Below are 18,497 nucleotides of genomic sequence, written 5' to 3'. Positions count from 1 at the left end.
TCAGTCGTTCTTGTTCCGCAGCCGCCATGCGGAGAAATCTTCAACTTCATGTGTGAACGGGCGCAGCGACGCCAAAGCTTCTGCAGGGTCGGAACGGTATGCGGCGGCGATAATAATCTGCCCGCCCGGCGGATTGATCCCGCGTAATTTATCGACCATCTGCGCAACCTTGAACGAACCGGCGTCTTTATAGACCTTATCGCCGCGCCAATAAATCGATACGGCTGCCAAACGCCGTCCTTCAGGGCCGGCGATAAGGTCAACCAGCGTCATGCGCGCATCGCCAAAAAGATAAATCATTTCCTCTGAAACGCCGATCTTCCGCCAGTCCTTATTATCCCAGGCGCGATTGTGATAATTGGCGATTTCGGCGCTGCGGCGGTCATGAGTGAAATAGCTCAGAGCTGCATAGACCGTCTGATCGCGGTTCACATACGTCGCCACTGATGAACGATCGGCGGTTGTCGATGGCCGCCAGTTTTCCGGCCCCGCCAGAATCCGCCAGCCGGGCGCGTTCAGCGGAGACAGACTTTGCGGTGCGCTCCGTTTTACATCGGCATTGACAACTTCGCCGGCGTAAAGCGAAACAGTCGCGATCGGCAAAAGCGCGCTGATAGCCGTCAGTTTTCGCCACGGACTGTACATCATGGAAGGAGAACGATCAGGCGACTTTCTTTCCGACAACCGCATGCGCTCGCCGATCCAGATCAAAACACCGAAGACGCAAGCATAAAACACAAAGCCTATGGCCAGATGATCCGGCCCAACAGCGATCTTCATGCCGGAGAGTGTTGCGATCATGATCAGCAAAAACACTCTTAGAAAATTGGCGGCGAGCGCGACAGCGGCGGCGGTCAGCACAAAAGCAAGCCGTGTCCGGTTGCTTCGAAAAAAAGAGATGGCGTAGACAGCCGAGACCATCAGTGCGGCAAGCAAAAAGTTCAGTCCAGCACAGGCTTCAGCAATTTCAAAAAGGCCAGCGGGCGTGCGAATGAGAATGCCATCGAGACTGACGGGCATGCCAACCGCCCCGAGCATCAAGACGGTTGTATTTGCTGTAGCATATTGAAGCGGCGGTACGATCGCGGCGCCAAACGGAACCATGAAAAAAAGAAACAAGAGCGGCGCCAGCCAATATTTCACTGCTTCCCGGCCAAAATTTACTGCTGCGCCGGCGATGAGCAAGCTTACGAGAGCGATTTGTTCGATTAGGGCGACGCCGGCAGCGTTTCCGGCAATCCAGATCATGCTCGCGAACACAACACCGATAACTCCGATCAGACTAGTGGACGGGGTAATCCTCGGCCCGGACAAGATCATCCATACCGCAATTGGCGCCACCAGAACGCCATGGTGATAGCTTGAGGAACCGAGCCATGTCGCCGCCATCGAGGACGCTGTCGGATACAGCAACACGATTAGCGCAGTGACATAAACGCCGTAAGTAAAAACGGGCAGAGCCCAGGCGCTGCGCCTTGCGGTGGATATTTCAGAAACAAAAGCGGTCATGGCCGGTCCGGTTCGCCTTATAGCGCATAGTATGAAACCGGCGTTTCCGTTTTGTTAATCCTATTTTCGCCCGGACGGCGGCTTTACCGGTTCTTTCGGCCTTCGATCAGCGTATCCACAACCCCCGGGTCGGCGAGCGTCGAGGTATCGCCAAGGGATGAAAACTCGTTTTCAGCAATCTTTCGCAAGATACGCCGCATGATTTTCCCCGAGCGGGTTTTCGGAAGCGCCGGCGTGAAATGCAAAAGATCGGGTTTGGCGATTGGTCCAATCTCGGACCGGACATGATCGGAGAGCTCCTTTTCCAGCCCGGCATCGGCTTCTTCACCCTCCATCAAGGTCACATAGGCGTAAATGCCTTGCCCCTTAATGTCGTGCGGATAACCGACCACGGCGGCCTCCGCCACCTTGGGATGGGAAACGAGGGCGCTTTCGACTTCCGCCGTGCCCATGCGGTGACCGGATACATTGATCACGTCATCGACGCGCCCGGTGATCCAGTAATAACCGTCTTCGTCGCGGCGCGCGCCATCGCCGGTAAAGTACGAACCCGGATAAGTTTTAAAATAAGTGTCGATGAACCTTTGATGATCGCCATAGACGGTGCGCATCTGGCCCGGCCAGGAGCCGGTAAGGATGAGGTTGCCCTCGCATGCGCCCTCCAGTGTTTTGCCGTTGGCATCAACAATGGCCGGGAAAACCCCTGGCAGGGGCAGGGTCGCGGAACCCGGTTTTAAATCGGTCGCGCCGGGCAATGGCGAGATCAGAACGCCGCCGGTTTCCGTCTGCCACCATGTATCGACGATCGGACAGCGCGCGTCGCCGACGACATTGTAATACCAAAGCCATGCTTCGGGATTGATCGGCTCGCCGACTGTGCCGAGCAGTCGAAGCGACGCGCGGGTTGTCGCCGTTACATGCTCGTCACGCTCGCGCATCAGCGCGCGGATGGCTGTTGGGGCCGTATAAAATATATTGACTTTGTGCTTGTCGATGACTTTCCAGAATCGCGAGGCGTCAGGGTAGGTGGGAACGCCCTCGAACATCAGCGTTGTGGCGCCGTTCGCGAGCGGTCCATAGACGATATAGCTGTGGCCGGTGACCCAGCCTACATCAGCCGTACACCAATAAATTTCGCCGGGCTTGTAATCGAACACCATTTCATGGGTGTAAGCGACGTAAGTGAGATAGCCGCCGGTTGTATGCAAAACGCCTTTCGGCTTTCCCGTAGATCCCGACGTATAAAGAATGAACAGCGTGTCTTCGGCGTTCATTGGCTCTGCGGGACATTCCGGCGACACGTCATTGCGCGCCTCGCCGAACCAGAAGAGGTCGCGACCGGCCTGCATCGAAACATTTGCGCCGGTGCGTTCGACTGTGAGAACGAGCCGCACGCCGTTGGTTTTGCCAAGGGCTTTATCGACATTAGTTTTCAACGGAACTGTTTTGCCGCCGCGGACGCCTTCATCGGCGGTTATCACCGCTGTCGCGCCGCAATCCTCGATGCGGCTGGCGAGCGCATCAGGTGAAAACCCTCCAAAGACGACCGAATGCACGGCGCCGATCCGGGCGCAGGCAAGCATGGCGTACGCCGCTTCGGGAATCATCGGCATGTAGATGACAACACGGTCGCCCTTTTTTACGCCGCGCGCCTTTAGGACATTCGCCATCCGGCAGGTCTCTTCTAGCGCCTCGGCATAGGTAATTTTTTTGTCATCGTCCGGCTCATCGCCCTCCCAGATGATGGCTATGTCATCAGCACGCTCGGGCAAATGCCGGTCGAGACAATTGACGCAGGCGTTAAGCTCTCCGTCCTGGAACCAGTTAATGCGAAGATTATCTGCGTCGAATGAAACGTCCTTGACCTGGGAGAACGGCTTCGACCAATCGAGCCGTTGCGCAATCCCAGACCAAAAACCTTCCGGGTCTTCTTTCGCAATCGCGCGCATCTCAGCCGCTTTTTGAGCATCGGTGAGCGTCGATTTCGCCGCTGCTTCACTTACCTTGATCACCTGACTTTCCGTCACTTGGGTCTCCCTGGTGTTTTCCCGCAACCTAGTGAATATCGCAAAATAGCGCAATATGTGCGCGTTTATTCGTGTGCGCACTGTATTCTGAAAAATGAGCAAAACTGACTTTCCCCATTTAACAATTCGTCACGGCCTTGTCATCGCTATGTAACAAATTAGGAGCACTTGTTTGCTTGGTAGGCAGGCTTGGAGCTGCAGCGCTAAGCGATGCCTGCATGTAGCGTAAGGTTTCGATTAAGTTGTGTTTTGGCCAGATACTAGATCATCGGGCGATAAGGCTGCATCACCCGATGATCTAGATTATTAGTTGTCGCGCCGGATTTGCGAAAAACCGTATTCCACTTTTTCGCATGGCGCTCCAAGACGGCGGATGCGTAGTGATCGCCGTCTTTTTCTGGCGGTTAGAGTAAACTGCTTGGAAAGTTACGAAGACTAAGAAGTTCTCTTAGCATGCGTACCAAAAAGGTCTCCGCAGAATTTCAAGATCGTCGATTTTCGCGATATCGAGGCGGCTTTGACTTCAGCCGGTCAGTGCAGCGACGTCGTTGCGGGCGCGCCCTGAAGAGCTGACTGGTCAGAAACCACAAAACAGGAAACTTTTTTGTCCTTCAGGGTTTCGCACGCAGTCGCTGCGTCGATTTCTGAAAGCTTGGTGACCCGGGCGCGGTAAAGCGTTTTTCCGTTCTCAAGAGGCGTTGGCAGGATGGCCATGGTGCTGAAGTCCAGCCCGACTTTGCGGACTGCTTTTTCCAGTTCTTTTTGCGCGAGTTCCTTGTTCGAATATGCGCCGATCTGAATGCTCCAGCCGAACTCCATTACGGATTCAAGATCGCCTTCGCCGATATAGCCGGGGTCTGCAGGGTACAAGGAAGCAAGTTTGGCGCGTTCGAATTCATTAAAATCGTCAGTGTCGGCCCGCGCGATGAGATCGCCAATGCCGTCGGATCCCATGGCCGGCGCCGGCGCATCGCCGCCTTCGATCACGGCGGCGGCGGTCATCAATTCAGCGCGCAGGTCTTCGTTCCCGGCGACTGTCGGCGCGGTATTCTTCTGGGCGAGGGCGGCAACAAGGGTTGGTTTGAGGCGAGGGCTCGGTTTTTTACGATGCAAAGCTGCAATGAGAGTTGGTTTTTTAGAAATCTCGCCAAAAGCGTCATCGAGGATATCGCGCATATGCGCGTCACGGGTTCTCGATGATCGTCCGCCAAGAACCACGCCGATCAAACGCTGTCCATCACGTGTTGCAGAGGTTACGAGATTAAAGCCGGACCTGCGCGTGTATCCTGTTTTCAGGCCATCGGCGCCATCGAATGTTTTTACCAGCGAGTTATGCGTGCGGTAGGTGCGCCCGTCCCAGGTGAAACTTTTCTCACCGAAATAGTGGAAGTATTGCGGGAAATCCTGTGCGACGCGGCGTCCAAGAACCGCCATATCGCGCGCCGTTGTCACCATTTTCCGGTTCGGCAGGCCTGAAGCGTTACGGAATGTCGTGTTGTACATGGAAAGTTCGCGCGCTTTCGCGGTCATTTCCTGGGCGAAGCGCCATTCGGAGCCGGCGAGTTCTTCCGCAACGGCCACCGCGATATCATTTGCTGATTTGATGACCAGCGAGCGAATAGCTGTTTCCACGTCAATGCTGGAACCGGATGAAACGCCGAGTTTTGAAGGCGGCTGCCCTGCTGCTCTTGCTGATACTTTAATCTTCGAATTAAGTGCCAATTCGCCATCTTCAAGAGCTTCAAACAAAAGGTAGAGCGTCATCATTTTGGTTAAGGATGCGGGATAACGCCGGCTTGTCGAATATCGGTCAAATAGCACATCGCCGGAATCGGCATGCACCACATAAGCGGCATATTTGGAGTTCGCAGATGCCTGAGGCGCAAATACGAGCATGGCGGCCAACGCCAAGGCTAAAACTGTTACGCAACGAAACGCCGTGACCATAGAGCGAGCCTCGCCCATTCCTAAAACTTTATCAATATGCGAGAGACGCCGCCCCCCGGAAATCAGCGTTTTTTGATCGCCCGATGATCTCTTTGGAAGCATATGCGCCGGCCTCTCCCAATCCGGTTTCCATGCTTTCAATGAGCAAACGCCGTGCCGCGGTTCGCGCGACACGGGAATCATCGCCGAACGCGGTAAACGGAGCGTTAACGAAGGTTTTACGAATCCAAATTCGGGAAAAAATATTTTGTGCGGCGCACAATTTTCCCTTGACGGGGGTGGAAGGGGTCATTATGTTGCAATGCACAAAAGGCGTTCTGAGGAATAGAGCGCAATTGAATCAACAGTTTAGCGATCAGAATCGCCAGGGAGATAAAAATGGCCGCTACGAAAAAAAACGCGACCGCCGCTGATGCATTTGATTTCCAGGCTTTCAGCCCGGATGCATTCAAGGACGGCTACGAGAAATTTGCTGAGGGCATGACCGCCATGGCTGATTTCCACAAGGAATCTTTGAACGCCGTCATGGCTTCCGCTGGCGCTTTCGCCAAGGGCGTTGAAAAGCTGACGGCAGAGCAAACCGCGTTTACCAAAGCCGCTTATGAAGACACTGTCGCCAATGCAAAAGCTGCGGCTGGTTCGAAAACGGTTCAGGAAGCGATTGAGCTGAACAACGAATTTGTACGCTCGTCGATTGAGAAAAACCTCGGTCAAATCAACAAGGTGGCTGATATCTGGTCAGAAACGACCAAAGAGAGCGTTGAGCCCCTTTCAGCGCGTTACAGCGACCTCGTAGAGAAAATTCAGGCTTATCGCCCGTAAAAGTTCTTAAGTAACTGTTGCGTGAAGGGCCCGGTGCGTATCGCCGGGCCTTTTGTTTTGTGGATATCGCTCAAAACTCAGGAAAATTTGCGTCTTTTCAACTTGATCCAACTACATATCTAATAGGCTCGGCGCATTGAGCAGTGCTGATGCATTGCAATACGCCAGCAAGTTGCAGAAACTGTAGGGACCATGGCTGAAGACAACGATAATGAGCAGGACGACGGCGTTGGGCACGGGCAGGGTGTAGGCGTCGTTTCCAAGACCGCGCCCAAAACGAAACGCCCCTCTTTATACAAGGTGCTCCTGCTGAACGACGACTACACGCCACAAGAGTTTGTGGTGTGGCTGTTGCAGGCTGTCTTCAAGAAAGATCCGGAGGAAGCCGTTCGGATCATGCTCCATGTTCACCAGAGCGGCATCGGCGTGTGTGGTGTTTACACATATGAGATCGCCGAAACCAAAGTAGCGCAGGTGATGGAGCTTTCGCGGAGAAACCAGCATCCGCTGCAATGTACGATGGAACGGGAGTAACGAGTGGCGTCCTTTAGTAGAAACCTTGATGAAGCTTTACATCGTGCAATTGCATTGGCGACGGAACGCGAACATGAACTGGCGACGCTGGAACATTTGCTGCTAGCGCTCACGGATGATCGTGACGCGGCGGCTGTCATGCGCGCCTGTAACGTCGACCTCGATCTTCTCCGCCGTCAGCTTTACGAATTCATAGAAAACGAACTCGCCAATTTGACGCTTGAGAACGGCGAACAGGCGAAGCCGACGGCAAGTTTCCAGCGCGTGATCCAGCGAGCGGTTATTCACGTTCAATCTTCGGGACGTGAAGAAGTCACCGGCGCCAATGTGTTGGTGGCGTTGTTTGCTGAACGTGAATCACATGCCGCGCATTTCCTGCAGGGGCAGGACATGAGCCGTTTTGATGCGGTGAATTATATCTCGCACGGCATTGCGAAACGTAACGGCGAAAGCCAGCCGCGTCCTCCACGCGGCGCCTCGGAAGAAGCAGAAGCCGGACAAAACAAAGCCGAAAGCGCGCTTGAATCCTATTGCGTTGACCTCAACGCAAAAGCCCGGGCCGGCAAAATCGATCCGTTGATCGGCCGGGAAGCAGAGGTCGAACGATCTATTCAGGTGTTATGCCGCCGTCGCAAAAACAATCCGCTGCTCGTGGGCGATCCAGGTGTCGGAAAAACAGCCATTGCAGAAGGGCTGGCACGCCAGATCGTGGACGAAGACGTACCTGAAGTATTGTCCAGTTCGACCATTTATTCACTCGATATGGGTGCGCTTCTGGCGGGGACTCGATATCGCGGCGACTTCGAGGAACGCATCAAAGCGGTTCTAAAAGAACTCGAAGAACATGAAGACGCAATTTTATTCATTGACGAAATTCATACGGTCATTGGCGCCGGAGCGACTTCTGGCGGTGCAATGGATGCGTCAAACCTGTTGAAGCCGGCGCTGCAGTCAGGTGCGCTTCGGTGCATGGGGTCGACAACCTATAAAGAATATCGCCAGCACTTTGAAAAAGACCGCGCGCTCGCAAGACGTTTTCAGAAGATCGATGTGATTGAGCCTTCCAAAGAAGACACGGTCAAAATCCTGATGGGCCTCAAGCCTTATTTCGAGAAACATCATAAACTTGAATATACCGATGAGGCGATCCGCGCTGCAGCGGAGCTGTCATCGAAATATATGACTGACCGCAAGCTGCCCGACAAAGCAATCGATGTCATCGATGAGGCCGGTGCACGGCAAATGCTGTTTGCCGAAGACAAGCGGGTCAAAGTCATTGGTGAATCACAGATAGAGGAAGTTGTCGCCAAGATGGCGCGTATTCCGCCGAAGTCAGTTTCCAAATCCGATACGGAACGTCTCGCCAAGCTCGGCGAAGACCTGCGCCGCGTCGTCTACGGACAAGACGAAGCCATCGACCAGCTTTCAGCGGCGATCAAGCTGGCGCGTGCGGGTCTGCGAGAACCGGAAAAGCCCATTGGCTCGTACCTTTTCGCCGGACCTACAGGCGTCGGTAAAACCGAAGTCGCCAAACAGCTTGGTCTTGTCATGGGGCTTGAGCTCGTGCGTTTCGATATGTCCGAATATATGGAGCGGCACACGGTTTCGCGTCTCATCGGCGCGCCGCCGGGCTATGTCGGTTTCGATCAAGGCGGACTTTTGACTGACGCTATCGATCAGAATCCGCATTGCGTACTGCTGCTCGATGAGATTGAGAAAGCGCATCCGGAAATTTTCAATATTCTTCTCCAGGTGATGGACAACGGTCAACTTACCGACGCCAATGGCCGTAAAGTCGATTTCAGGAACGTCATCATCATCATGACGACTAACGCGGGCGCGTTTGATGCGGCGCAGTTCGCGATCGGTTTTGCCGGCGGCAAGAAAACCGATGAAACGGAAGCGGCGATCAAGAAAATGTTCACGCCGGAATTCCGCAACCGTCTTGATGCGACCATACAGTTCGCCGGTCTGTCGCCAGCGATCATAAACCGCATCGTCGAAAAATTTGTCCTTCAGCTTGAAGCGCAGCTTGCTGACCGAGGCGTCACGTTTGAGCTCAGTGATGAGGCGACAAAGTGGCTCGCGGAAAAAGGGTTCGACGATGAAATGGGCGCGAGGCCTCTGGCGCGCACAATTCAGGAATACGTGAAGAAGCCGATCGCCGATGAGATTTTATTCGGCAGCTTGAAAAACGGCGGCGTCGTGCGTGTGCTTGTTGATGACAAAGACAACAGCAAGCTGGCTTTCGACTATATTCCCGATCCCGAAAAACCGGATAAACCGAAAGACGGCGGAGACGGCGCTAACGTGCCTGCGTTGATGGAATAGGCGGGCGATTACTGCTTCAGTGGCAGCGTCATAATCCGTAACGGCTGCAATTCAGCGCCTTCGCGAACATTCCAGTTTTCGTCATAAGACGGCCAGTTTGATGTCGCGATGTACCTGAATTCGTCGTCAACAACGACGCCATGAGTAGGCTCGTTCCATTCTTCAAGCGACTGCTGCATCGAAATGAAGCTTGTGATCGATGATGCGTCATCATTAAGACCGATATAAACGATCCGGCGCGGTGATGTTCCGTTCTGAATGCCGATCAGGTCGCCCTCATAAAGATAAAGGCCGTCTGTACCTCCGAGATGGGCGTCCGCGGTATTGTTTAGTTCATGCACAGCGCCGGTATTGGTATCGATGACGAACAGGCCTGTCAGATAGTCGGCGACGAATAGCCGGTCGTTCTTTTCGTCGAGAGCAATGCCTTGCAGGTTTGCAAACCGGGAGTCTTCAACATACACATCCAGTGTTTGCCCCTTTGGCTCCATCCTGAAAATGCGCGGGGTTGTTGAGTCGGTAGCGTAGATCGTTCCATCTTTAGCGACTTCAAGATCCCCGAGAAGAGCGTTTTCTTCAGCAACGCGAATTTCGCGTTTAATGACGCCAGTTTTGGAATGAAACGCCATCACCGAGGCAAATGGCGCTTCGGGATCGGCACTTTCAAACGCTAGTTGGTTATTGACGACGGCCCAGAGCGTTTTCCCGCGAGGTTCGATGTCAAACACGCCTCCGGTTGCTGTTGTAAATAGCTTTGGAGCTTTTTTACCTTCGAATTTCAGAATTGCGCCGGTACGGACCGAGCCTACAAATATGTTTTGCTGCTTATCATATGCGAGAGCTTCAGGGAGGAGTGCTGTTTGCTCGTCCTGCCGCTCTATTCGCGCCTGACCGATGGGCGCCGCATTAGATTCCATTCTTGCCGCGATAGGCGAATACGCCGGTAACGCCGTCAGAATATCGAACGCCTCATGGCCGGAAAGGTTTAAAACAAGGCCTCGTCGTGCTGCCGTTTCGGCCAGCGCCAAAGCTTCGTCTTCGCGTCCGGCCATGACGCGGGCGAGGATACGGTTTCGCCAGAGATACAGAGAATAGGCGCGCAGCTCCTGAGCGGCGTCTAAATGCGTGTTGAGGGCGTCCCAGTCCTCTGCCCGAAACGCATCGGATGCAAGGCTCATTATGTCATCGAGCTCAGCTGCAGAGGCCTTGGCTGGACAGTTGATGAAAGCCAATGCAAAGGCGGCTGTGGAAAATATCAGGAACTTCATAAACCCTCTGACTTTACGATTCCCGTACCAGACCATGCCGACTGGAATTCACAAGAAACACACGTTCGGTTCGTCGCGCTATTTGCTCGTTTCACCGCAAAAAAAAAGGCCGCCGTGAGGGAAGGTACACGGCGGCCTTCAAGCTGACGCACCCTCGCGGCAAGGGGTGGGCGCGCCTGCGTGAACAGTGCGTCGCAACAAATCAGCCCGGTTGCAGACGCGGTAGGACGGTTTCAATACCGTTTCAACTATTACTAGTAGAAACAAACACAAGCAATCTAAAACTCAACACAAATGCGAGAGCCATCCTGTTAGAATAATGCTAAAAATTTGAATAACAAGTGGGGGCGGTCTAGATTGCTTTTCTAATTTTATCGGCCACCGGCTCCAGCGACTCTGCTGTTCTGGGGCCCGCGCTTCCATGTGCGGCAAGTGTGGTATTCTCGTAGACAGGAATAATATGAAAATGGAGATGGAAAACAGTCTGTCCCGCAGCGGCGCCATTAAATTGCGCAATCCGTACACCATCAGGTTTAAGGCCAGCCTTGACGCCTTCTGCTATGATTTGGACAGCGGCAGTAAGTTCAGCCAGCGCGTCTTGCTCAATATCAAAAAGGTTTGTTGCGGTCGCTGATTTGTGAATGACGAGACAATGCCCCTCGCTTTGAGGAAAGACATCCATAAAGCCAAGTACAGCATCGGTTTCATATAGCTTTACGCACGGCACGTCTCCTCGGATGATTTTCGCAAAAATGTTATCATCGTCGTATGAACTATCGAGACTCATTAGGCTTGTTCTCCAGATGCGCCGCCACTGTCAGCATTTTTCAGCAATGTAATAGCTTCTTCTTCCTGGTCATCTGGGACAGCAATCCGAACGCCGCCAGGCATAGGTAAAACAGAATTGATTGCGCCATCCAGCAATTCAGCGTTGATATCATGCGCCTGGAGGAAACTGACGATAATTTTGGCTTCCTGCTGATTGTGAGTGCGTTTGATGACTTTCATAAAATGCTTTCTATTGTCCGCGTTTAAAGGGCGTATAGTTTTTTAACGCGGCGATTTCCATTCCAGTCTCCAGCCGTTCCGCCTCAAGGTAACGTTCTATTGCAGAGCGAAAACTTTCATTCGGCAACCAGTGCGCTGACCAGGTCGGCACAGGTTCGTAACCGCGGGCGATCTTGTGTTGTCCCTGTGCGCCAGCTTCTACGCGCGACAGCTTATGTTCAATGGCGTATTCTACCGCGCTATGATAACAAATTTCAAAGTGCAAAAACGGCACATCTTCCGTGCATCCCCAGTATCGGCCAAAAAGCGCGTCCCCGCCAATGAAGTTGAGGGCGCCGGCGATTGGCGCGCCATCACGTTCAGCAACGATGAACAATAATGAATCAGGCATCTTTTCTGCGATAAGCCGGAAGAATGTTCTTGTCAGATAAGGATAGCCCCATTTGCGCGCGCCGGTGTCCTGATAAAAACTCCAAAATGCATCCCAATGGGCTTCTGTGATTTCAGCGCCCCTTAGTTTGCGTATGACGAGATCACATTGCGCCTCGCGTCGTTCACGACGGATTGCTTTTCTCTTGCGAGAAGACAACGCGACCAGAAAATCATCAAAATCTTTGTAGCCACGATTGAACCAGTGATATTGCTCACCCATTCGCAGCAAATATCCTGTGTTCTCCAACGCAACTTTGTCATTGGCTTCAACAAAATTTATGTGTGCGGACGATGCCTGAATGCTTTCTGTTACTTGCCTTAAGGCAAGAGCGAGATTGGTTTTCGATGTTTCGTTTTTCGCCAGCAGGCGCGGGCCGGGTACGGGTGTGAACGGCGCAGCACATAAAAGTTTTGGGTAATACTGACCGCCAGCACGGGCGTATGCGTCAGCCCAGTGATGATCGAACACATATTCGCCCTGGCTGTGTCCCTTTGCATAGAGCGGGGCTACCCCTGTGATCGCGCCAGCTTCCTCTATGATCAGATGCATTGGCGCCCACCCAGTCTCGGGGGCAACGGACTTGGACGCTTCTAAAGCGGACAGAAATTCGTAAGAAACAAACGGATTGAATTTTTCGTCCACCGGGTTCGCGAGACCGTTCCAAATTGCCGCATCAATCTCGCCGATTGACGAAACCGTTCGGGCAAGGATGGATTCTGATCCGTCCGGCATTAATCGATCTCAAAGATCCCATCAACTTCGACAGCAGCGTTCAAGGGCAAGCTGGGAGCGCCAACGGCGGCGCGCGCATGACGGCCTGCGTCGCCAAAAACGGCGACCATCAAATCTGAGGCGCCGTTTACAACCTTGGGCTGGTCGTAAAATTCATCGGTGCAATTTACAAATGCGCCAAGTTTAACGACGCGTTTGACACGTGAGAGATCACCTTCACACGCTGCTTTCAGTTGCGCGATGAGATTGACGCCGCAAGCGTGGGCAGCCTCTATGCCTTTTTCAAGGTTAAGATCTCGGCCAAGTTTCCCTGTGATCAAGCCATCCGGCCCGATGGAAACCTGTCCGGAAATGAAGACTTCTTTTCCCGAGACAACATACGGCACGTAATTCGCGACAGGCGAGGCTGGCTCCGGCAGGATGATGCCAAGCTCAACAAGTTTTTCATCAATAGCAGTCATCACTGTCCCTTTCCGCCTGTGTTGATTGTGCATCGTAACGAGCTTGAAGCACAGGTCAAAACAGTAATTCTGAAAAGATGTGAACAGGCTATTCGCCGCCAGTGATCACTTCGATTTCAATGCGGCGGTTCTGCGCACGCCCCCTTGGGGTTTCGTTACTCACCAGCGGTGAGCGGGATCCCACGCCTTGTGCAGATAAGCGGCTCGCGGAAATACCGACTGAGGTGAGGTATGTCCGCACCGCGTCCGCGCGGTATCCGCTAAGCTGCAGATTGCGCGCCGCGTTGCCGCTGGCGTCCGTGTGTCCGGTGATATTCAAACGCGCTGAGGGGCAGTTTTTCATGATCATGGCTATGCCGCTGAGGTGCGCCCGCGCCTGATTATCAAGTTCCGCCCGGGCGCTGGCGAAATCAATGGAATGGGCCTCAATCGTCGATTTCAACTCTTTGATGCAGTCATTCTCAGCTACCGCTGTGAGAGCGCTCCGGTCAATTTCTTCTCGCGTTTCCATGGGCGGCGTGTCTGCAATTTCAGTCACTCTAATTTCTTCAGTTTCAGGCGCATCAGGTTCCTGGGAAGGCGCCGTGACTTCCTCAAGCGCAGATTGAGCAATGGAATCGTCCGGCTCAGCAAGCTCTTCACTCAGCGGCGCCGCCACAACCAGTGCCGACGCATCAACGCTACTCACCGGTCCAGTGATTATGCCGCCACGCCCGCCAGCGGATTTGATACGCTGGATGACAGCCTGGCGCGCATCAGGGTCTGAGGCTTCGCCGCTGAGAATAATTTTTTGCCCGTCAATTTCATAATCGGCCCATTGCGCAGCTGAAACCCCGAGCGCGTCTGATGTGAGCGTTCTTAGTTTGGTCTCAGCGGAGGCGACAGAACCCGGCATGGCGTCATTCATAATCGCCGCAAGGCCCAGTAACGCTACAAGCATCACGCCGCATAATAATTTTAGAGCAGTTTTCATCTAACCTGGCGCTGACGATAATCTACGGCCATTCGAGGATGACTTTACCCGATTGGCCCGAACGCATGACATCAAAGCCTTTCTGATAGTCCTCGATGGGGAAACTGTGGGTCAGGATTGGTGAGAGGTCGAGGCCTGCCTGCAACATGGCGCCCATCTTGTACCAGGTTTCGAACATGCGCCGGCCGTAGATGCCCTTTATGTCGAGACCCTTGAAGATGACTTTATCCCAGTCAACGCCGGCGCCGTTGGGCATAATGCCGAGCATGGCGATCTTGCCGCCGTGGTTCATGGTTTCCAGCATGGACTGAAATGCAGACGGCACGCCAGACATCTCAAGCCCGATATCAAACCCTTCGGTCATTTTGAGATCCGACATGACGTCTTTAAGCGATTCATTGGTCACATTTACCGCGCGTGTCGCGCCCATGCTTTTGGCAAGCTCAAGGCGGTAGTCGTTGACATCAGTAATAACCACATGCCGCGCGCCAGAAAACTTTGCGATCGCCACCGCCATGACGCCAATTGGTCCGGCGCCGGTGATCAGCACGTCCTCGCCGACGAGATCGAAGGCGAGGGCGGTGTGCGTGGCGTTGCCGTAAGGATCGAAGATCGCCCCCATCTCGTCAGAGACGTCTTCGGGCAGTTTGTAGACGTTGAACGCCGGCACGGCGACATATTCTGCAAAGGAGCCCGGTCGGTTCACGCCAACGCCAACCGTATTGCGGCAAAGATGGCGTTTGCCTGCACGGCAGTTGCGGCAATAGCCGCAAGTGACATGACCTTCCGCAGAAACGCGGTCGCCGATTTTCATGTTGAAATGTTCAAGATGCACTTCGGCGCCAATCTCGACGATCTCGCCGGAAAATTCATGGCCGACGGTCATCGGTACGGGGATCGTTTTTTGCGCCCAGTCGTCCCAGTTGTAAATGTGGACATCCGTGCCGCAGATCGCCGAGCGGCGCACCTTGATCAGCACGTCATTGACGCCGACCTCGGGCCGGGACGTATCCACCATCCAGATGCCTTCTTCGGCTTTTGCTTTCATCAGGGCTTTCATGAAAATGCTCCTAAATCACGCCAATGCTTTTACCAACCTTGGTGAACGCCGTCACGGCCTGATCGACCTGCTCATCGTTATGCCCGGCGCACATTTGCGTGCGGATACGCGCCTTGCCTTTCGGCACGACGGGGAATGAAAACGCCGTCACATAAACGCCTTCATCCATCAGCGCAGCAGCCATCTCGCCGGCTTTTTTCGCATCATAAATCATGATCGGGATAATCGGGTGCTCCCCGGGCAGGAGGTCGAAACCGGCGGCGCCCATCTGTTCGCGAAAGCGCCGGGCGTTGCGGAAGAGCTGTTCGCGAAGGCTCGCACCATCACGGATCAGTTCCAGCGTTTTTAAAGACGCGCCCAAAAGCGCCGGCGTCAGGGCATTGGAAAAGAGATAGGGCCGGGCGCGATTTCGCAACAGATGCACGACCTCTTTCGTTGCACAGATATAACCGCCCATGCCGCCGCCGAGCGCCTTGCCAAGCGTTCCGGTAAGAATGTCGACGCGTTTGGCGACGCCGCAATGGGCGGGCGTGCCCTCGCCATGGGGACCCATAAAGCCGGTAGCATGCGCGTCATCCACCATCACCAGCGCATCGAACTCGTCAGCGATGGCGCAGATCTCGTCGAGCTTGGCGATATAGCCGTCCATAGAGAAAACGCCGTCGGTGACGATCAGTTTCGTGCGCGCGCCGTCCGCATCAGCCTGTTTCAATTGAGCGCGCAAGTCCTCCATGTCCGAATTCGCGAAACGGTAGCGCTTAGCCTTGCAAAGCCGGACGCCGTCGATGATTGATGCGTGATTGAGCGCGTCGGAGATGATGGCGTCTTCCGCTTCGAGCAGAGGTTCGAAAACACCGCCATTAGCGTCAAAGCACGCAGCGAACAGAATTGAATCTTCGTAGCCGAGGAAGTCTGCGATCTCTTTTTCAAGCTTGCGGTGCAAATCGGTCGTGCCGCAGATAAAGCGCACCGAGGCCATGCCGTACCCATACTCGTCCATGGTAGTTTTCGCGGCGGCGACAAGTTCCTTGCTGTCCGCAAGGCCCAGATAATTATTGGCGCAAAAGTTTAGCACTTTTTTCCGCTCGCCTTTGTGATCAACCTCGATCACCGGCCCTTGGGGCGAGGTGATCTGACGCTCGATTTTTTCAAGGCCCTGCTCGCGGATGTCGGAAAGTGTCGCGGCGACGCGGTCATAAAAAGCGCTGCGCATGGTGTGTCCTTATCTGGTGGTTAGCTTCGGGATGGTTTGGCGCCGCATGGCGCCCGGGTCAACAAGCGCCCAGCCCGTTGGCTCAGTATTGCTATAAAGTATCAGCAGGGGTTCATTCTTTTGCCGGGTTTGGTTGATTTCCCGTACCGAATTGCCGAATTTGGCGGCGCGAATGAATCGGAGAGAGCCCCATGAAAACCAGAGCCGCAATCGCCGTTGAACCAAACAAGCCGCTGGTCATTGAGGAGATCGATCTTGAGGGGCCAAAGGCCGGCGAGGTGCTGGTGGAGATCATGGCGACCGGCATCTGTCACACCGACGCATACACGCTGGAAGGCAAGGATAGTGAAGGGATTTTTCCTTCGGTCCTGGGCCACGAAGGCGCAGGCATCGTGCGCGAGGTCGGGCCGGGCGTCACCAGTGTCGAGCCGGGTGATCACGTCATTCCTCTGTATACGGCGGAATGTCGCCAGTGCAAAACCTGCCTGTCGCAAAAATCGAACCTGTGCACCTCCGTGCGCGCCACGCAGGGCAAAGGCGTCATGCCGGACGGTACAAGCAGGTTTAGCTGGAAAGGGAAACCGCTGGCGCATTACATGGGCTGTTCGACATTCTCGAATTTCACCGTTCTGTCAGAATATTCTGTTGCAAAAATTCGCAAGGACGCGCCGTTCGACAAGGCCTGTTACATCGGCTGTGGCGTCACCACCGGCGTCGGCGCGGTGGTGTGGACGGCAGGCGTGGAGCCCGGCGCCGATGTGGCGGTGTTCGGCCTCGGCGGCATCGGCCTTAACGTCATTCAGGGCGCAAAGCTTGTGGGCGCGGACAAGATTATTGGCGTTGACATTAATCCGGCGCGTGAAGGGATCGCCCGCGAGTTCGGCATGACGGATTTCGTCAACGCGAAAGAGATCGGCGCGGGCAACGTGGTCGATGCGGTAATCGGTCTTACCGATGGCGGCGCGGATTATTCGTTTGACTGCACCGGCAATACGGATGTGATGCGTCAGGCGTTGGAATGTTGTCATCGCGGCTGGGGCGAATCCATCATCATCGGCGTAGCTGAAGCGGGCAAGGAAATCTCAACCCGGCCGTTTCAGCTTGTGACGGGCCGCGTCTGGAAAGGCACGGCCTTTGGCGGCGCGCGCGGGCGCACCGACACGCCTAAAATCGTCGACTGGTATATGGACAAGAAAATTCAGATCGACCCGCTCATCACCAACACCATGCCGCTAGAGGACATCAACAAGGCCTTCGACCTGATGCATGAGGGAAAGAGCATCCGGAGTGTGGTAGTCTACTAGACCCGCTCATCCCGGCGAAAGTCGGGATCCAGAATTTGACCCTTGCGTAAAGGAATTTAAATTGATTTTCGCTTCCGCGAGGGTGAACGGAGAAATTAAGCTGTCCAAAAATCGCATTATGTATATTGAAGATAAGTCCACCGGATTAAATGGTCCGGCGCGCATCGGCCGTGTCACTTACTCTAAATCCGGCAAATCGCTCACCTATGCAGGGCGAACATTTCGAAGTCTGAAAGGCTCAGGCTTCAAAGCCAACTATTTCGACGTGGAAACTGGCGAAGAATTCTGGATTTCGGGGCCACGTAAAGACGGTGCCGACAGGTTGTATCCAGAGAGTTCGGCGCCAGTAATCATAGACGATGACGTCGCTGAAGAATATTGGGAAGATATTCGCGGCATGAGCCCGCCTGTGAAATAATTGTACTGGATCCCGGCTTTCGCCGGGAAGAGCGGACGAAAGAAATTAAAAAGAAGGATCAATCTAATGCCCATCTTTACACACATCATGGTTGGCTCGAACGACAAGGAAAAATCAAAAGCCTTTTACGACGCCGTGCTGGCGCCGCTTGGCATTAAGAACATGGGCACGTTCGGCGATGCCCGCACGCTGATTTATGGCGTGAACCAGCCGGAATTCTGGGTGACGTCGCCCGCGAACGGCCAGCCAGCCACGCACGCTAATGGCGGGACGATTGGGTTCATCGCGCCGAGCCGGAAGGCCGTACACGAATTTCATGCGGGCGGCATCGCCAATGGCGGAACCTGCGAGGGTGAGCCGGGCCCGCGTGATTTCGCGCCGACAGCCTATGCGGCGTACTTGCGCGACCCCGACGGCAACAAGATCTGCACTTATTGCATGAAGCCGGAGTGATTTT

18 protein-coding genes are annotated in these 18,497 nt (G+C 54.3%); 7 read left to right on the top strand and 11 right to left on the bottom strand.

Annotation, left to right across the window (positions count from 1 at the left end):
- The 3 genes from xrtA to PUV54_RS15565 all read right to left on the bottom strand — a co-directional run bounded on the left by xrtA (position 1) and on the right by PUV54_RS15565 (position 5,432).
- Positions 1 to 1,509: an exosortase A gene (gene xrtA / locus PUV54_RS15575; RefSeq protein WP_274493258.1), complete on the bottom strand. Its 1,509-nt coding sequence runs from the start codon at positions 1,507 to 1,509 to the stop codon at positions 1 to 3.
- Positions 1,510 to 1,592: 83 nt separating this feature from the next.
- Positions 1,593 to 3,536: an acetate--CoA ligase gene (gene acs, locus PUV54_RS15570; protein WP_274493257.1), complete on the bottom strand. Its 1,944-nt coding sequence runs from the start codon at positions 3,534 to 3,536 to the stop codon at positions 1,593 to 1,595.
- 531 nt (positions 3,537 to 4,067) lie between these two features.
- Entirely contained in the window at positions 4,068 to 5,432 is a 1,365-nt protein-coding gene (locus tag PUV54_RS15565; protein ID WP_274493256.1) for a D-alanyl-D-alanine carboxypeptidase, read from the bottom strand.
- A gap of 134 nt (positions 5,433 to 5,566) precedes the next feature.
- On the opposite strand from PUV54_RS15565, the gene PUV54_RS15560 reads away from it, so the two are divergent.
- The 4 genes from PUV54_RS15560 to clpA all read left to right on the top strand — a co-directional run bounded on the left by PUV54_RS15560 (position 5,567) and on the right by clpA (position 9,170).
- Complete coding sequence (locus PUV54_RS15560; protein ID WP_274493255.1) at positions 5,567 to 5,896, top strand: hypothetical protein; 330 nt, start codon at positions 5,567 to 5,569, stop codon at positions 5,894 to 5,896.
- A complete protein-coding gene (locus PUV54_RS15555) occupies positions 5,862 to 6,305 on the top strand; it encodes a phasin family protein (protein WP_274493254.1) in 444 nt (147 codons plus the stop codon). Before PUV54_RS15560 ends, PUV54_RS15555 begins: the two co-directional genes overlap by 35 nt.
- A gap of 192 nt (positions 6,306 to 6,497) precedes the next feature.
- Entirely contained in the window at positions 6,498 to 6,839 is a 342-nt protein-coding gene (gene clpS / locus PUV54_RS15550; protein WP_274493253.1) for an ATP-dependent Clp protease adapter ClpS, read from the top strand.
- A gap of 3 nt (positions 6,840 to 6,842) precedes the next feature.
- Complete coding sequence (clpA, locus tag PUV54_RS15545; RefSeq protein WP_274493252.1) at positions 6,843 to 9,170, top strand: ATP-dependent Clp protease ATP-binding subunit ClpA; 2,328 nt, start codon at positions 6,843 to 6,845, stop codon at positions 9,168 to 9,170.
- Positions 9,171 to 9,178: 8 nt separating this feature from the next.
- Here clpA and PUV54_RS15540 read toward each other — a convergent pair whose 3' ends face one another.
- From PUV54_RS15540 to PUV54_RS15505, 8 genes are all read right to left on the bottom strand, one after another.
- Positions 9,179 to 10,438, bottom strand: coding sequence for an NHL repeat-containing protein (locus tag PUV54_RS15540; RefSeq protein ID WP_274493251.1), 1,260 nt, complete (start codon positions 10,436 to 10,438; stop codon positions 9,179 to 9,181).
- A 352-nt stretch (positions 10,439 to 10,790) separates the two neighbouring features.
- A complete protein-coding gene (locus PUV54_RS15535; RefSeq protein ID WP_274493250.1) occupies positions 10,791 to 11,225 on the bottom strand; it encodes an HIT family protein in 435 nt (144 codons plus the stop codon).
- On the bottom strand, positions 11,225 to 11,446 hold the full coding sequence (locus PUV54_RS15530; protein WP_274493249.1) for a putative signal transducing protein: 222 nt from the start codon (positions 11,444 to 11,446) through the stop codon (positions 11,225 to 11,227). Before PUV54_RS15530 ends, PUV54_RS15535 begins: the two co-directional genes overlap by 1 nt.
- 10 nt (positions 11,447 to 11,456) lie before the next feature.
- The gene (locus tag PUV54_RS15525; protein WP_274493248.1) at positions 11,457 to 12,611 is read right to left on the bottom strand and encodes a GNAT family N-acetyltransferase; all 1,155 of its coding nucleotides are present in this window, start codon (positions 12,609 to 12,611) and stop codon (positions 11,457 to 11,459) included.
- The gene (locus PUV54_RS15520; protein ID WP_274493247.1) at positions 12,611 to 13,072 is read right to left on the bottom strand and encodes a RidA family protein; all 462 of its coding nucleotides are present in this window, start codon (positions 13,070 to 13,072) and stop codon (positions 12,611 to 12,613) included. Before PUV54_RS15520 ends, PUV54_RS15525 begins: the two co-directional genes overlap by 1 nt.
- A gap of 88 nt (positions 13,073 to 13,160) precedes the next feature.
- The gene (locus PUV54_RS15515) at positions 13,161 to 14,045 is read right to left on the bottom strand and encodes an OmpA family protein (RefSeq protein WP_274493246.1); all 885 of its coding nucleotides are present in this window, start codon (positions 14,043 to 14,045) and stop codon (positions 13,161 to 13,163) included.
- Between the two features lie 22 nt (positions 14,046 to 14,067).
- Positions 14,068 to 15,105 (bottom strand): L-threonine 3-dehydrogenase, encoded by a 1,038-nt coding sequence (gene tdh / locus PUV54_RS15510; RefSeq protein ID WP_274493245.1) that lies wholly within the window; start codon positions 15,103 to 15,105, stop codon positions 14,068 to 14,070.
- 10 nt (positions 15,106 to 15,115) lie between these two features.
- Positions 15,116 to 16,318 (bottom strand): glycine C-acetyltransferase, encoded by a 1,203-nt coding sequence (locus PUV54_RS15505; protein ID WP_274493244.1) that lies wholly within the window; start codon positions 16,316 to 16,318, stop codon positions 15,116 to 15,118.
- Positions 16,319 to 16,509: 191 nt separating this feature from the next.
- Here PUV54_RS15505 and PUV54_RS15500 point away from each other — a divergent pair, with 191 nt between their 5' ends.
- The 3 genes from PUV54_RS15500 to PUV54_RS15490 all read left to right on the top strand — a co-directional run bounded on the left by PUV54_RS15500 (position 16,510) and on the right by PUV54_RS15490 (position 18,493).
- Entirely contained in the window at positions 16,510 to 17,622 is a 1,113-nt protein-coding gene (locus tag PUV54_RS15500; RefSeq protein ID WP_274493243.1) for an S-(hydroxymethyl)glutathione dehydrogenase/class III alcohol dehydrogenase, read from the top strand.
- A gap of 118 nt (positions 17,623 to 17,740) precedes the next feature.
- Complete coding sequence (locus tag PUV54_RS15495) at positions 17,741 to 18,040, top strand: hypothetical protein (RefSeq protein WP_274493242.1); 300 nt, start codon at positions 17,741 to 17,743, stop codon at positions 18,038 to 18,040.
- A 66-nt stretch (positions 18,041 to 18,106) separates the two neighbouring features.
- Positions 18,107 to 18,493: a VOC family protein gene (locus PUV54_RS15490; RefSeq protein WP_274493241.1), complete on the top strand. Its 387-nt coding sequence runs from the start codon at positions 18,107 to 18,109 to the stop codon at positions 18,491 to 18,493.
- Positions 18,494 to 18,497: the final 4 nt, after the last annotated feature.

This window comes from Hyphococcus flavus (assembly GCF_028748065.1).
GTDB lineage: Bacteria > Pseudomonadota > Alphaproteobacteria > Caulobacterales > Parvularculaceae > Hyphococcus > Hyphococcus flavus.
The sequence above is the reverse complement of the archived record's forward strand: the minus strand, read 5'-3'. Positions and strand labels throughout refer to the sequence as shown.

What these genes read in the sequence shown, in the direction of transcription:
- clpS (WP_274493253.1), top strand. Translation starts at nt 6,498, where the DNA reads ATGGCTGAAGACAACGATAATGAGCAGGACGACGGCGTTGGGCACGGG.
- PUV54_RS15505 (WP_274493244.1), bottom strand. Translation starts at nt 16,318, where the DNA reads ATGCGCAGCGCTTTTTATGACCGCGTCGCCGCGACACTTTCCGACATC.
- PUV54_RS15530 (WP_274493249.1), bottom strand. Translation starts at nt 11,446, where the DNA reads ATGAAAGTCATCAAACGCACTCACAATCAGCAGGAAGCCAAAATTATC.
- PUV54_RS15540 (WP_274493251.1), bottom strand. Translation starts at nt 10,438, where the DNA reads ATGAAGTTCCTGATATTTTCCACAGCCGCCTTTGCATTGGCTTTCATC.
- PUV54_RS15520 (WP_274493247.1), bottom strand. Translation starts at nt 13,072, where the DNA reads ATGACTGCTATTGATGAAAAACTTGTTGAGCTTGGCATCATCCTGCCG.
- PUV54_RS15535 (WP_274493250.1), bottom strand. Translation starts at nt 11,225, where the DNA reads ATGAGTCTCGATAGTTCATACGACGATGATAACATTTTTGCGAAAATC.
- PUV54_RS15560 (WP_274493255.1), top strand. Translation starts at nt 5,567, where the DNA reads ATGATCTCTTTGGAAGCATATGCGCCGGCCTCTCCCAATCCGGTTTCC.
- PUV54_RS15555 (WP_274493254.1), top strand. Translation starts at nt 5,862, where the DNA reads ATGGCCGCTACGAAAAAAAACGCGACCGCCGCTGATGCATTTGATTTC.
- PUV54_RS15515 (WP_274493246.1), bottom strand. Translation starts at nt 14,045, where the DNA reads ATGAAAACTGCTCTAAAATTATTATGCGGCGTGATGCTTGTAGCGTTA.
- PUV54_RS15525 (WP_274493248.1), bottom strand. Translation starts at nt 12,611, where the DNA reads ATGCCGGACGGATCAGAATCCATCCTTGCCCGAACGGTTTCGTCAATC.
- PUV54_RS15565 (WP_274493256.1), bottom strand. Translation starts at nt 5,432, where the DNA reads ATGCTCGTATTTGCGCCTCAGGCATCTGCGAACTCCAAATATGCCGCT.
- tdh (WP_274493245.1), bottom strand. Translation starts at nt 15,105, where the DNA reads ATGAAAGCCCTGATGAAAGCAAAAGCCGAAGAAGGCATCTGGATGGTG.
- PUV54_RS15490 (WP_274493241.1), top strand. Translation starts at nt 18,107, where the DNA reads ATGCCCATCTTTACACACATCATGGTTGGCTCGAACGACAAGGAAAAA.
- PUV54_RS15495 (WP_274493242.1), top strand. Translation starts at nt 17,741, where the DNA reads ATGTATATTGAAGATAAGTCCACCGGATTAAATGGTCCGGCGCGCATC.
- PUV54_RS15500 (WP_274493243.1), top strand. Translation starts at nt 16,510, where the DNA reads ATGAAAACCAGAGCCGCAATCGCCGTTGAACCAAACAAGCCGCTGGTC.
- xrtA (WP_274493258.1), bottom strand. Translation starts at nt 1,509, where the DNA reads ATGACCGCTTTTGTTTCTGAAATATCCACCGCAAGGCGCAGCGCCTGG.